16 protein-coding genes and 1 pseudogene are annotated in these 13,121 nt (G+C 72.3%); 7 read left to right on the forward strand and 10 right to left on the reverse strand.

Features of this window, described 5'->3' with window-relative positions:
- The 4 genes and pseudogenes from ON36_RS31030 to ON36_RS31040 all read right to left on the reverse strand — a co-directional run.
- A pseudogene (locus ON36_RS31030) lies at nt 1-273 on the reverse strand (hypothetical protein); the annotation flags it as partial.
- 61 nt (nt 274-334) lie between these two features.
- Nucleotides 335-1,741, reverse strand: coding sequence for a LuxR C-terminal-related transcriptional regulator (locus ON36_RS36790; protein ID WP_306306924.1), 1,407 nt, complete (start codon nt 1,739-1,741; stop codon nt 335-337).
- On the reverse strand, nt 1,738-2,883 hold the full coding sequence (locus ON36_RS36475; RefSeq protein WP_245558275.1) for an AAA family ATPase: 1,146 nt from the start codon (nt 2,881-2,883) through the stop codon (nt 1,738-1,740). The genes ON36_RS36790 and ON36_RS36475 overlap by 4 nt, the downstream gene beginning before the upstream one ends.
- 32 nt (nt 2,884-2,915) lie before the next feature.
- Entirely contained in the window at nt 2,916-3,191 is a 276-nt protein-coding gene (locus ON36_RS31040) for a DUF4242 domain-containing protein (protein WP_043661227.1), read from the reverse strand.
- A gap of 168 nt (nt 3,192-3,359) precedes the next feature.
- On the opposite strand from ON36_RS31040, the gene ON36_RS31045 reads away from it, so the two are divergent.
- A complete protein-coding gene (locus ON36_RS31045) occupies nt 3,360-3,842 on the forward strand; it encodes a nuclear transport factor 2 family protein (RefSeq protein WP_043661230.1) in 483 nt (160 codons plus the stop codon).
- A gap of 39 nt (nt 3,843-3,881) precedes the next feature.
- Here ON36_RS31045 and ON36_RS31050 read toward each other — a convergent pair whose 3' ends face one another.
- The gene (locus tag ON36_RS31050) at nt 3,882-4,634 is read right to left on the reverse strand and encodes an isocitrate lyase/PEP mutase family protein (protein WP_043661233.1); all 753 of its coding nucleotides are present in this window, start codon (nt 4,632-4,634) and stop codon (nt 3,882-3,884) included.
- Between the two features lie 49 nt (nt 4,635-4,683).
- Entirely contained in the window at nt 4,684-5,208 is a 525-nt protein-coding gene (locus ON36_RS31055; protein WP_043661236.1) for a CGNR zinc finger domain-containing protein, read from the reverse strand.
- 25 nt (nt 5,209-5,233) lie between these two features.
- On the opposite strand from ON36_RS31055, the gene ON36_RS35605 reads away from it, so the two are divergent.
- The gene (locus tag ON36_RS35605; RefSeq protein WP_169334759.1) at nt 5,234-5,404 is read left to right on the forward strand and encodes a hypothetical protein; all 171 of its coding nucleotides are present in this window, start codon (nt 5,234-5,236) and stop codon (nt 5,402-5,404) included.
- A 33-nt stretch (nt 5,405-5,437) separates the two neighbouring features.
- Here ON36_RS35605 and ON36_RS36795 read toward each other — a convergent pair whose 3' ends face one another.
- The gene (locus ON36_RS36795; protein ID WP_083885571.1) at nt 5,438-6,001 is read right to left on the reverse strand and encodes an amphi-Trp domain-containing protein; all 564 of its coding nucleotides are present in this window, start codon (nt 5,999-6,001) and stop codon (nt 5,438-5,440) included.
- Nucleotides 6,002-6,087: 86 nt separating this feature from the next.
- Nucleotides 6,088-7,029 (reverse strand): LysR family transcriptional regulator, encoded by a 942-nt coding sequence (locus ON36_RS31065; RefSeq protein WP_043661239.1) that lies wholly within the window; start codon nt 7,027-7,029, stop codon nt 6,088-6,090.
- A 109-nt stretch (nt 7,030-7,138) separates the two neighbouring features.
- Here ON36_RS31065 and fdxA point away from each other — a divergent pair, with 109 nt between their 5' ends.
- Nucleotides 7,139-7,486 (forward strand): ferredoxin, encoded by a 348-nt coding sequence (gene fdxA, locus ON36_RS31070; protein WP_043661241.1) that lies wholly within the window; start codon nt 7,139-7,141, stop codon nt 7,484-7,486.
- 15 nt (nt 7,487-7,501) lie between these two features.
- On the opposite strand, the gene ON36_RS31075 is transcribed toward fdxA, so the two are convergent.
- Nucleotides 7,502-8,314, reverse strand: a complete 813-nt coding sequence (locus tag ON36_RS31075; RefSeq protein WP_245558276.1) for a SigB/SigF/SigG family RNA polymerase sigma factor — start codon at nt 8,312-8,314, stop codon at nt 7,502-7,504.
- Between the two features lie 318 nt (nt 8,315-8,632).
- Here ON36_RS31075 and ON36_RS33170 point away from each other — a divergent pair, with 318 nt between their 5' ends.
- The 4 genes from ON36_RS33170 (at nt 8,633) to ON36_RS31095 (ending at nt 12,656) form a co-directional block, all read left to right on the forward strand.
- Entirely contained in the window at nt 8,633-9,061 is a 429-nt protein-coding gene (locus ON36_RS33170) for a hypothetical protein (RefSeq protein WP_157225099.1), read from the forward strand.
- A 309-nt stretch (nt 9,062-9,370) separates the two neighbouring features.
- A complete protein-coding gene (locus ON36_RS31085) occupies nt 9,371-10,591 on the forward strand; it encodes a PP2C family protein-serine/threonine phosphatase (RefSeq protein ID WP_245558277.1) in 1,221 nt (406 codons plus the stop codon).
- Nucleotides 10,592-10,677: 86 nt separating this feature from the next.
- Nucleotides 10,678-12,216, forward strand: a complete 1,539-nt coding sequence (locus ON36_RS31090; protein WP_083885579.1) for a sensor histidine kinase — start codon at nt 10,678-10,680, stop codon at nt 12,214-12,216.
- Nucleotides 12,213-12,656 (forward strand): response regulator, encoded by a 444-nt coding sequence (locus ON36_RS31095; protein ID WP_043661247.1) that lies wholly within the window; start codon nt 12,213-12,215, stop codon nt 12,654-12,656. Before ON36_RS31090 ends, ON36_RS31095 begins: the two co-directional genes overlap by 4 nt.
- Here the strand turns inward: ON36_RS31095 and ON36_RS31100 are convergent, their stop codons facing one another.
- Nucleotides 12,657-13,022 (reverse strand): ATP-binding protein, encoded by a 366-nt coding sequence (locus ON36_RS31100; RefSeq protein ID WP_052314570.1) that lies wholly within the window; start codon nt 13,020-13,022, stop codon nt 12,657-12,659.
- Nucleotides 13,023-13,121 lie beyond the last annotated feature (99 nt).

Here is a 13,121-nt window from a genome sequence, read left to right on the forward strand (position 1 = left end):
CGCGGCCCGGCGCGGCGCCAGTTCGAACCGGAGGTACCAGGCCAGCATGAACGCGGCGACCAGCTCGTTGAACAGGTGCAGGACCCAGACCGGTCCGGCGGGCAGGCTGAAGACGTAGACCGCGTGCACCGCGTTGCCCGCGTTGGCCAGCAGCAGGTTACCCAGGCTGTAGGAACCCAGATCGCGGGTGCGGAAGGCCTTGACGAGCATGGGCAGGGAACTGCCCGCGAACACGGCGGTCGAGATCATCCCGGCCAGAACGGCGATATCCATGCCTCGACGCTAGGAATCCGCCCGCTCCCCGACATCGGGAGCGACCACCTATCTCCGCTCCCTAGAAGCCCAGCTCGTCGGCCTGGGCGATCACCGCGCGGCGGGTGGGGAGCCCGAGTTTGGCCAGGATCGCCGACACGTGGTGGTCGGCGGTCTTCGGGGAGATGTAGAGGCGCGCGGCGATCTCGGTGTTGGAGAGTCCGCGCGCGATCAGTCGCGCGACCTCGAGCTGCCGGTTGGTCAGGCCGCCGGGGTTCGCGCGGGTCATCCCGCGCGGGCGTTGCGGGACCACCCCGCCGTCGCGGCGCAGCGCGACCCGCAGCCGGTCGGCGGTGCCGATCGCGCCGAGCCGGTCCAGCAGCAGCACGCCGCGTACCCGGTCCTCGGCCGCCGGCGCGTCCGACCAGCTCATGGCCTCGGCGAACGGATCGCCGGCGAGGTGCCACCACGAGGCCGCCTCGGCCGGGCGGGCGTCGAGCGCGAGCCGATAGGGATGCGACACGGTCGCCTCCTCGGGCACCTCGACGCCGAGTCGGCGCAGCCAGACAGCCAGATTGCCTGCGCCCCAGGAGGTTCCGGGAACGGCGGCGCAGCGGCGCAGCTCGTCCACCGCGTCGACGGTGACGCGGCGGTCGGCGCGGCCGGTGGTCCACGACACCTCGGCGAGGGCCGCCAGCACGGCCAGCCTGCGCAGTGGTTCGTCGAGCCGTTCCGCGAGCGTCCAGGCGCGGTCGAGTTCCTCGACGGGCACATCCTCGCCGCGACGCAGCGGGACGAGGGCGCGCACGAGATGCGGCCACAGCGCCGCCACCGGCATGCCGTCGTCGACGAGCACCGTGTTCGCGTCCTCGAGGGCCGCGTTCCAGTGTCCCTTGACCAGTTGCAGGCGGGAGCGGACCGCGGTCTGCCAGTGCCTGCAGATCGGGATGTCGCGCTCGACGGTGAACGGCAGCGACTCCTCGAGCACCCGTTCGGCCGCCCGGTAGCGGCCGTGCTCCACGTCGAGCGTGGCGACGTTGGAGTACACGGTCGAGGCCAGTTCGTCGAACCCGAGGACGCGGGCGGATTCCAGATGGTCGAAGAGGCGGGTGCGCGCGTCGTCGTCGCCGCAGACCAGCTCGTTGGCGGCGTTGACGACCAGGGTCCGCAGCCGCAGCAGTTCCTCGTGTTCGCCGGTGGCGCGCACCTCGTCGAGGCACGCGCGGGCCAGCTCGGCGTCGCTGCGCATGTAGGCGAGGTAGGCGCGGGTCGAGCGCGCGTGCCCGAACGTCAGGCGCGCGCCGATGTCGTCGGCGATCTCGCAGGCGCGGTCCAGGTGCGACTCCGCGCGCCTGCGCTGGGAGGAGTAGTACTCGTAGACCGCGACCGCGGCGTGCGCCTGCGCGAGGCCGTCGGCGTCGCCGGTGTCCTGCCACAGCGGGAATCCCCGGCGGACGGAGGCGATGGCGTCGGACAGCCTGCTCGTCATGTACTGCTGGAAGGCCAGCGCCAGAAGGAGTTCCGCGCGTTCGGCGGTCCGGGCCGTGCCCAGGTGGGCGAGCGCGATCTCGTAGAAGGCGACCGCGTCGGTGTGCGCGCCCGCCCGGATGGCCTCCTCGGCCGCGGCGCGGGCGTGGACGGCGGCGCGGGCGCTGTCGTGCGCGGCGACGGCGTGGTGGGTGAGCACCGCGGGTCGCAGTGCTCGAGCCGTTCCAGGGCGTCGAGCAGCCGCGCGTGCAGCCTGCCCTGTCCGCCGGGCGGGATCGTGGACGCGATCGCGCGGCGGGCGAGTTCGTGGCGGAACACGATGCCCTCGCTGGTGCGGTCGAGCAGGGTGGTGTCGGTGAGCCGCCGCAGCGTCGGCAGGTCGATGCCGAGGGTCGGCAGCACCCGGTCGGCGACCAGGTCCGGCGCGGTCGCGACGAGCTGCAGGATCTCCAGGTCGGCCGGATCGACGGCCGCGACGTGGGCGAGCACCGCGTCGCGGACGGAGGCGGGCATCGGCAGGTCCGGCTCCTTCGCGATCTCGTGCACGAAGAACGGGTTGCCGCCGGTCACCGCGTGCACGCGGGCGGGGTCGAGGCCCGTTCCCGCCAGCAGGTCGGTGACCGCGTCGACGGTCAGCGGTGGCAACGTCAGCGAGGACAGCCCGTCGAGCCCGGCGATGTCGCCCAGCAGAGGGCGCGCGGTGTGCGCGGCGCCGATCTCGGTGTCGCGCCAGGTCATCAGCAGTACCAGCGGCACCGACTCGATCCGGCGGACCAGGAACCGCAGCACCTCGACCGAGGCGGCGTCCACCCAGTGCAGATCCTCCACGACCAGCACCGTCGGCGCGGCGCCGAGGGCGGCGTACACCTTCTCGCAGACCTCGGCGAGCAGCGCGTCCTTGCTGACCACGTCGAGCCCGAGGTCCTTGAACGGGCCGAGGGGACGCGGCGTCCCGAGGGGGTCGCATTCGACCCGCAGGACCCGCGCGGCGCGCGCCTCGGCGGCGGCCGCGTCGACGAGGGTGGTCTTGCCCGCGCCGCTGTCGCCGGAGATCGCGATGCCCGCGCCGGTGCCGTCGCGTTCGAGGGAGGCGACGGCGGCGCGCAGCAGCCCGAGTTGGGAATCCCGCTCGAGCAGCCGCACGACGTCAGTGTAGGAGCCCGCGCGCGGGTCCCCTAGCGCTGTTCCCACTGCGGGCCGAACTCGTTCGCGACCGCGGTGACCCGGTTCGCGGGGAATCCGCCACGGCGGGCGTGTTCGAGGATCGCCTCCGCGTCCTCGGCCTCGTGGATGCAGTAGATCTTGTCCCCGGCCACGTAGCTGGTGATCCAGGTGTAGGGCACCCCGAGCGAGGCGACGGCGGCGTTGGAGGTCGTGGCGATGTCGGCCAGCTGCGCCTCGGTGAGGTCGGCGGCGCCGGGGATCTCGCGTTCGACGACGAAACGGGTCATGGTGTGCTCCTCGGTGGACGGTGAGCCGCGGTCCGGCTCGCTTCCTCCACTCTGGTCCGGGCCGCGGCCGCCGACATCGGGAGAACCTCCCTACTTTCGCGCGACGGCCGCCGGGACCGGCACCGCGAAACCGCGGACCAGGATTAGAACGCGTTCTAGAATCCGGTGATGGACCTTGTTGCCGTCGAGGAGATCAAGCGCCTCAAGCACCGCTACTTCCGCACCCTCGACCTGAAGCTGTGGGAGGAGTTCGCGGACTGTCTCGCCGAGGACGTCTCCGCGCGCTACGGCACCCTCGCCATGGGCGCGCCGCTGCACTACGACAGCCGCGCCGAGGTCGTGGCGTTCATGGAGCGGAGCCTCGGGCCGGGGATCGTCACGGTCCACGTCGCGGGCCACCCCGAGATCGACGTCGACGGCGACACCGCGACCGGCTCGTGGGTGTTCGAGGACACCGTGCTCGTGCCGGCCGCGCAGGCGCAGATCCGCGGCGCCGGGTACTACGCCGACTCCTATCGCCGTGACCCGGACGGGCGGTGGCGCATCGCCGCGACGCGGTACGAGCGCATCTACGAAGCCTCGACCTCGCTGGCCGACCTGCCCGGATTCCGGCTGCTGGCCAACCGCTGGGATTCCTCGCTCGACCACTGACCGGCGCCGGCCGCCCGGCGGGGCGGCCGGCGGACGGACTCAGGCCCAGGCCGCGAGCAGCGAACTCGCCTCGGCGGCCAGGGCCGCCTGCAGGAACGGGCCGAAACTGATCCGGGCGACGCCGAGACCGGCGAAGTAGTCCTTGGCCGGGGTGCCCGGCTGGCCGATGGCGTTGACCGGCAGCGGCAGCTCGGTGGTGAGCCTGCGCAGGACGTCGTCGGCGTGCCGACCCACCGGGTACAGCACGTCGGCGCCCGCCTCGGCGGCCAGCCGCAACCGGGCGACGGCCCGGTCGACCCGGTCCGCCTCGTCGCCGTCCTGGCGCAGGAACAGATCGGTGCGCGCGTTGACGACCACGTGCACGCCCGCCGCGTCGGCGGCGGCCCGCAGTTCGCCGACCAGCGCGGCGTGCTCCTCGGGGGCGCGCAGCCGCTTGCCCTCGCTGTGGACCGTGTCCTCGATGTTGAGGCCGACCGCGCCCGCCGCGAGCAGGCCCTCGACGAGCCGATCCGCCCCGAGGCCGTACCCCGACTCGATGTCCACCGAGACCGGCACGTCCACCGCGCCGGTGACCTGGGTGACCCGGGCGAGCAGCTCGTCGTAGGTCATCCCCTCGCCGTCGCTGCGTCCGACCGAGTCGGCCACCGGGTGACTGCCCAGGGTCAGGCCCGGGAAACCCGCGGCGACAGCGACATTCGCCGACCACGCGTCCCACACCGTGGGCAGCACCACCGGGTCGCCCGGTCGGTGGAGTTCGAGCAGGGCCTTCGCCTTCGCGTCCAGAGAGGTCATGTCTGCGATGATGCCGCACCGCGGGAATCCGCGCTGGGAACCGCCGGGGTCAGCGCGCGGCGGCGCGGGCGCGATGCCTGCGCACCGCGGACCGGTTCGCGCACGCCGGGCTGCAGAACCGCTGCCTGCCGTTGCGGGAGGTGTCGGCGTAGGCCCGTGCGCACCCGTCGGCGGCGCACACGCCGAGCCGGTCCATGCCGAGTCCGGTGAGGTGCAGCGCGGTCCCGACGGTGATGAGTGCGGCGATCTGGCGATCGGTGGCGACGCCGGGATCGCGGAAGTGCAGATGCCAGCCGTCGCCCAGATGGTCGGTCAGGCGCGGGGCCGACGCGTACTCGGCGAGCAGGGCGTTGAGCAGTTCGGCGCGGGCGGGTGGTTCCGCGCACTCCACCACGCGCCGCCACCGCCGCAGGAACGCCGTCACCGACGCGAGGTCGTCGCCGGTGGGCTCCCGCGCCAGGGCCAGCCCGGCGTCCGCGCAGCGGCGCGCGAGCTCGCCGGGGGTGTCGCACGGCTCGTTGAGCAGGCCGACGCCGAGCTGCACCGGTTCACGCCCGTAATGGTTGTAATGCACAATGCCATTACAACAGACTCGGGGCATGAACACCCACAGCTCCCACACCTGGCGGATCGAGTCCAGTCATCGGACCAGCGAGGGCCTCGTCGTCTACCAGCGCTGCCGCTGCGGCGCGCGCCGGGTCGCCGCCGCGCACCCCGACCACGGCATCTCGGCGGAACTGCCCGGCGAACCCCTGGCGGACACCGCGTAGCGACGGGCCGCGCGGGACCTCCTGGCGGACCGGCTATTTCGCGGAGTTGCGCGTCCGGCCGCGCGCGGTTCCGGCCGCGGCGGCTTTCGCCGGCGTGCTCTTCCTCGCGGTGGATCTCGCCGCGCTGCTCTTGGCCGCCTTCGTTCTCGCCGTGGTGGACTTGCCGGCGCTGCGCTTCGCGGCGGAGGGCTGGGCCGCGCTCGCTTTCGTCGCGGACGATTCGGTCGCGGCGCGCGTCGAGGCGGTGGATTCGGCGGGGGTGGGCCCGGTCTCGGCGGGAGAGGTGGCCTTCCCGGCTCCCGGCGCCTCGGCCGACGCGGCCCCGGTCGGCGTCTCTTCCGACGCGGCCTCGGTCGGCGGCTCGGCGGCCGCCCCGTCGCGCCAGCTGATCTCGAACTCGATCTCGGTCTCGTCCCCGTCGATCTCGATCTCGATCTTCCAGCGGACCCGATCGGCGACGGTCACCTCCACCGTGTCGGCGCCGGAGGTGAGTGCCACCTCGGGGCCCTCGGCGAGCGCGCGACCGATCGCGATCAGCCGCTCGGCGGCCTCGCGGCGGGTGAGTTCGGACCTGCGGGTGAATTCCAGCTTCGGCACGATGGCTCCTGACCTCGGTGAAGACCGAATCGGTAGCTCCACGATAGCCCGGCCGGTGGCGCGGATCCGGGAATCGGCTCGGCCCGTCAGCCCGCCCGGCTGCCACGCCGGATACGCGCCTCCTCGATGCGGACGGCCAGCTCGACCAGGTCGGCGGCGGGCCCCGCCGGAGGGGTGCGCCGATGCCAGATCGCCCGGAACTTCCGCGCGAGCACGACGCCGTCGGCGAGGCGCACCTCGCGCAGGGTGCCCGCCCGCAGCTCGTGCGCCACGATCAGCCTGCTCACCACCGCGGGTGCCGTACCACTGCGCGCGGTCGCGAGAATGGCCGCGGCCGAACCGAGTTCGGCGGCGGGCCGGACGGGCGTGCCGTGGATCGCGAGCGCCGACCACACCGTGTCGCGGGTGCCCGAACCCTTCTCCCGCCACAGCAGCGGAGTCCCGGCGACCTCGCGCAACGTCACCGCGCGCGGCCGCGTCGCCCACGGGTGACCCGGCGCGACCACCACGGCCAGTTCGTCGGTGACCACCACCCGGTTGCCCAGACCGGCGGGGGCGTGCGGGCCTTCGACGAAGCCGAGCGCGGCCGAGCGGTCGCGGACCGCGTCGGTCACCTGCTCGGAATTCGCCACGTCCAGTGCCACGGCGAGTTCCGGCCGTAGCTTGCGCAGCGCCGACAGCCAGTGTGGAATCCGGTGGTCTCCGATCGTCTTCGAGGCGACGACGCGCAGCCCGGGGTCCAGTTCCCGCTGGAGATCGGCCACGCCGTCCATCAGCGTCCGCCCCGCGGCCAGGACCGGCCGCGCGAGTTCCACCACGGCGTGACCCGCGTCGGTGAGCGTCGACCCCGTCGGCCCGCGATCCACCAGCCGCAGGCGCAACCGCTTCTCCAGCGCGCCGATCCGCATGCCGACCGCGGGCTGGCTGATGCCGTGCCGTCGCGCGGCCGCGCCGAGGCTCCCCAGCTCCGCGACCGAGACGAGCAGTCCGAGCACCTCGAGATCGGGCGTGCCCGGGGGAAACCTCATAAGCAGACCTTAGGAGGTCCGCGCCGATGGCCGCTACCGCGGGACCTCCCCGCCCAGCAGGATCGAGATCGGCGCCCGGCGAGGGCGCCTCCGCTGGGAGGAGAAGGACATGACATTCGTCGTCGGCGCGGCCTGCGTGGATGTACTCGACCGGGCGTGCCTGGAAGAGTGCCCGGTCGACTGCATCTTCATCGGGAACCGGATGGCCTACATCCAGCCCGATCTGTGCACCGACTGCGGCGCGTGCGAGCCGGCCTGCCCGGTCGAGGCGATCTACTTCGAGGACGACCTGCCCCCGGGACAGGAACAGTTCCGCGCCGAGAACCGGCGCTTCTTCGACGAGCCGCTTCCCGGGCGGACCGAACCGCTCGGGGATTCCGGGAGCGCCACCGCGACCGGCGAACTCGGCGTCGACACGGCCTACGTCGCGGCCTACGCCGCAGGCCCGGCGACGTAGGCCCCACGTCTCGGGTCAGGCGATCCGGCTCTGGCGGCGATCGACGGTCTGATGCTGGAGCTGGGTGAGCAGCCGGGTCAGCTTGCGCGACACGGTCATCTGCGAGATGCCGAGCCGCTCGGCGATGTCGGACTGGGTGAGCGAGTCGTAATAGCGCCACACGAGCAGCTGCCGTTCCTGCGGCGAGAGCCGGGCGAGCAGCGGCGCGACCGTCAGCGTCTGCTCGGTGAGCTCGAACCGCGGATCCTCGGCGCCGAGGGTGTCGGCGATGGTGGCGGTGCGGCCGCTGTCGCCGGCGGGCAGCGGGGTGTCCAGGCTGCGCGTCTGGTGCGCCTCGGCGGCCGCCATGGCCCGGGTGATGTCGGTGACGTCGACCTCGAGTTCGGCGGCCAGGTCGTAGGCGGTGGGGGAGCGGTGCAGCTTGCGGGTCAGCGTCTCGATCGCGGGACGGATCCGGGCGTGCAGCTCCTTGTCGCTGCGGGGGACGTGCAGCGCCCACGTCCGATCCCGGAAGTGCCTGCGCACCTCACCCATCACGGTGGGGACCGCGAAGCTGAGGAACGGCGCGCCCGTGCGGACGTCGTAGCGGTCGACGGCCATGACCAGCCCCACGCGGGCGGTCTGGATCAGGTCGTCGTGCGACTCGCCGCGCCCGGCGAAGCGGCGCGCGATGTTGTCGGCCAGGGTCAGGCAGATCCCGATGATCCGTTCGCGCAGCGCGGCGTGCTCGGGGGAAGCGGGGTCGGTCAGCGACCAGTGCACGAACAACGGCTCGACGTTCTCGTAGGTCCGGTCCGTCTCGGCGACGGGGGTGGTGTTCATCGGCATCGTTCAGCTCCTGGACATCTTCGGACCGGGTGGCGGGTCCCACACGCGATCCGGGTAATAACCGGATCCCGGAACCGTAAACACCGGATGCGACGCAGGTCACAGCCCGGGCGGAATCCGCTGGTGTGTAATGGTTCCGGTTCGCAGCGCGTCGTTTCCGTCCCGGGCAGCCGGGTAGTTCCGGAGATGATCGAGAAGCCACAGTTCTCACGGCGGGCCCCGACGCCACGGCGCAGGCGTGGATACTGGGCAGCGGCCCGCGGCGGAATCGCTCGCGCGCGGGCCGGGCTGTGCGCGTGAACCGGATGGGAGATGGAGATGACGGAGACGCCGCTGAGTTCCATCGCGTCCCGGCAGGCGCGGGTGACCAGGACCGCCGTCGAGGTACCCGCCGAGGTCGGCCAGCTGCTGACCCTGCGCGCGCTGGCGGACACGGTGTCGATGATCGCCGGGCTGTCGCTCGACGAGACCACCGACATCCGCGTCAGCATCGACGAGGTGGCGACCTGCCTGAGCAGGCAGTCGCTGCCCGAGACGATGCTGCGCTGCGCCTTCGACACCGATCGCGAGCAGGTCGTGGTGCGGATCACGGCGGTGACGGTCGTGGAGCACCCCATCGACGAGTCCGGACTGTCCTGGCAGCTCCTCGTCGCGACCAGCGACCGCATCGAACGACGCGTGCGCCCCGCCGCCGACGGGTACGAGGTGGAGGTGACACTGACCCACCACCGCCGCCACCGGGGATGACCCGGCGGCCGCGCGGCGGGTGAACCGCTGGGCCCCAACGCTTCCGCCTCACCGCCCCCTCCGGCGATACCACGGCGCCGCGGCCGGGCGCGGTCAGGTGAGCCGGACCGGCGCGCGAAGCCATCGGTTAGGCTTTCGCTACCTCTCGGTCCAGCAACCGGCCGACGGTGTCAGTTCGTGCTGTGGCGCGCGTGATCGGAGGCGTTGTGAACACCGTGGGATTTGTGCTGTGCGTCGGACGCACGGCGGAACGCCCCTGTCGGCAGTCCGTGGGGGCCCAACCGGTGCGCCGTGACACGGAGTGACGTGGTGAACGCCGATCTCTTCGCCCTCGAGACATCCCTGCGGCAGGGACCACAGGCCCGCATCCTGCTCGTCGAGGACGACCCCGGCGACGCGCTGCTGGTCGAGGAGATGGTCACCGACCTGGCCGGCGGACTCCGGCTGGACTGGGTACGCACCCTGGCCGAGGCGGGCGAGCGGCTGCGTGCCGAGGTGCCCGACTGCGTCCTGCTCGACCTGCACCTGCCGGACGCGCACGGCCTGGAGGCCCTCGCACGCCTGCACCAGATCGACGACCGGGTCGCGGTCGTCGTCATGACCGGACTCGACCAGGAGCAGACCGGCCTGGCGGCGCTGGCGGCGGGCGCGCAGGACTACCTGGTCAAGGGCCGCGTGGAGCCGGAGCTGTTCGGGCGCGCGGTCCGCTATGCCATCCAGCGCAAGCAGACCGAGCGCACCAGCGCCGCCCTGCAGGCCAGCCAGATGCGGGCACAGGAGAACGCGCGCCTGGAGCGGGGGCTGCTGCCGACGCCGCTGCTCGGCGCGCACCCGGCGGTCGAGGTGATCTCCCGGTACCGGCCCGGGCGCGACCACTCGCTGCTCGGCGGCGACTTCTACGACGTGGTCCAGGACCCGGACGGCATCGTGCACGTCGTCATCGGCGACGTCTCCGGGCACGGGCCCGACGCGGCCGCGACCGGGGTCGCCCTGCGGCTGGCGTGGCGCACGCTGGTCCTCAGCGGTGTCACCGGCGCGCGGCAGCTCGAACTGCTCGAGGAGGTCCTCGTCGCCGAGCGCGGTGACGAGCAGACCTTCGCCACCGCGACCGGTCTCCGGTTCGACCCGGCGACCCGCCGGGTCGGCATCCGCCGCGCCGGACATCCCGGCATGCTGCGCCGCGACCGGGACGGGCTCGGCTGGGTCGAGGTGCCCGGCGGCCCGGCCCTCGGGTTCGTCCCCGGCCTCGGCCGCTGGCCCGCGCACGACCTGACGCTCCCGGCGGACGCCGGCCTGATGCTGTTCACCGACGGCCTGTTCGAGGGCCGGGTCGGGCAGGGCTCCGAGCGGCTCGGCGAGGACGGCCTGCTCGCGGTGGCGAACACGCTGTCCGCCGAGCATCCCGAGGACTTCGTCGACGCGCTCATCGCGCGCGTGGAGGAATCGGCCGCCGACGCGGGCGGCCTGGACGACGACGTGGCCATCCTGTACGTGCGGTGGTCCGAGGAGCAGAGGCGGAATCCGCAGTGAGGCAACGTGTCCGTACCACGTCACGGGCGGTGAACCGTACGGCGGGCCTGACCGCCCAGGGCTGGTTCCAGCTCGTGCTGGTGTTCATGGTCCTCGCGGTCGCCGCCGGCGCCGCGGTGGGGGCCAAGGTCATCACCGACACCACGCGGGTGACCGACCGTCTGTTGGAACAGACGCTGCCCGCCTCCGCCGAGGCGTTCCGCCTGCAGGGCGCGCTGATCAACCAGGAGACCGGCATCCGCGGCTACGCGGCCACCGGCGACTCCCAGTTCCTCGAGCCGTTCGACATCGGGCGCCGCGAGGAGATGGGCGCGCTCGTCCGGCTGCGCGAGCTGCTGGCCGGACGCCCCGACCTGCTCGCCGACGCCGAAGCGATCGACGCGGCAGCCGAGCGGTGGCGCACCGAATACACCGAACCGCTCTCGGCGGCGATCTCCGCCTCCGGTGGCCCGTCCACCGACACCGCGAGCGCGGTGCGCGGCAAGACGCTGTTCGACGGGCTGCGCGATCAGTTCACCGTCCAGAACGAGCACCTGGTCGCCGCCATCGCCCGCGACAACGACGAACTGGCCGCCTCCCGCGCCACCCGCGACACCGCGCTGGCCGGCATCGTGCTGGCCTTCCTGCTGACCGGTGTGCTGCTGATCTTCCTGGTCCGGCGGCTGATCGTGCGGCCGCTGAGCTACCTGACCGAGTCGTCCCAGGAGGTCGCCGCCGGGAACTTCGCCCTGCACATCCGCACCGTCGGGCCCTCCGACATCGCCTCGGTGTGTGAGGCCGTGGAGGACATGCGCCACCAGATCGTCACCGAACTCGACTCCTCGCGCACCCAGGAAGCGCTGCTGCACCAGCAGAAGCAGGACCTGGCCGCGCAGGCCGAGGAACTGCGCCGTTCCAACGCCGAGCTCGAACAGTTCGCCTACGTGGCCTCCCACGATCTGCAGGAGCCGCTGCGCAAGGTCGCCTCGTTCTGCCAGCTGCTGGACAAGCGCTACGGCGACAAGCTCGACGAGCGCGGCAAGCAGTACATCGACTTCGCCGTCGACGGGGCCAAACGCATGCAGGTCCTGATCAACGACCTGCTCACCTTCTCCCGGGTCGGGCGGATGACCGACGGCGCCGAACGGGTCGCCCTCGCAGGCACCCTGGACGCGGCACTGTCGGCCCTCGCCGCGAGCATCGAGGAAACCGGCGCGGTGATCCGGCGCCCGGCGTGGCTGCCCGAACTGGTCGGCGAGCAGACGCTGCTGATCATGCTGTGGCAGAACATCCTCGGCAACGCCGTCAAGTTCCGCAAGCCCGAGACGCCGCCCGTCATCGAGATCACCTGTGCGCCCGACGACGCCGACGCGGGGGAGTGGGAGTTCACGGTGACCGACAACGGCATCGGCGTCGAACCGGAGTTCGCGGAGAAGGTGTTCGTCATCTTCCAGCGCCTGCACTCGCGCGACACCTACGGGGGCACGGGCATCGGGCTGGCGGTGTGCAAGAAGATCGTGGAGTTCCACGGCGGACGGATCTGGATCGATACCGAGTACCGCGACGGAACGCGCCTGTGCTTCACTCTGCGGTCCGGCGTCGACGCCGTGCCCGCGCCCCTCGACGAGAAAGAGGTCACTTCGTGACGGATCCCGGCCAGCCCATCGACATCCTCCTCGTCGAGGACGACCCCGGCGACGAGCTGATGACGCGCGAGGCGTTCGAGGACAACAAGATCGGCAACACCCTGCACGTGGTGCGCGACGGGCAGGAGGCCCTCGACTTCCTCTACCGCGCGGGCGAGTACGCCCAGGCGCCGCGCCCCGACCTGATCCTGCTGGACCTGAACCTGCCGAAGTACGACGGCAGGCAGGTGCTGGAGAAGATCAAGGCCGACCCGGATCTCTCGCTCATCCCGGTGGTGGTGCTGACCACCTCCGCGGCGGAGGAGGACATCCTGCGCAGCTACAAACTGCACGCCAACGCCTACGTCACCAAACCGGTCGACCTGGATCAGTTCATCGCCGCGATCCGCCAGATCGACGAGTTCTTCGTGCAGGTGGTGCGGCTGCCGCGCATCCGCTGATCAGCGGCGCGCGAGCAGCATCTCGACCACCGTGCCGGAGTCGGAGGACGCGACACGGAACCGGGTGCTGAGCGCGCGCATGATGTCCATGCCGCGCCCGCGCAGGGAATCGGCGTCGTGGTCGGGCGGTTTCCAGGAGCCGCGGTCGGCCACGGTGACGCGGATGTGCTCGCCGTCGACCTCGGCGGCCACCGCCACGGTGCCGCCGTCTTCGCGGTGGCCGTGCTCCACGGCGTTGGTACACGCCTCCGCGACCGCGAGGACGATGTCGAAGGCCGCGGCGTCCTCGACCGGGATGTCGGCGAGCCACTGCTGCAGGGCGCGGCGAACCCGGGACAGATAGCGTGCCTCGGCGGGAAAGTCCACGTGAAAGGGCTTCAGTGTGGTCTCCTGTCGAGGCGGGTGCGTCGTCGACACCTGATGCCTCCCTCTCGGTCTCGCCTACAGCGATACCCGGCTGATCGA

The organism is Nocardia thailandica NBRC 100428, from assembly GCF_000308795.1.
Classification (GTDB): Bacteria; Actinomycetota; Actinomycetes; order Mycobacteriales; family Mycobacteriaceae; genus Nocardia; species Nocardia thailandica.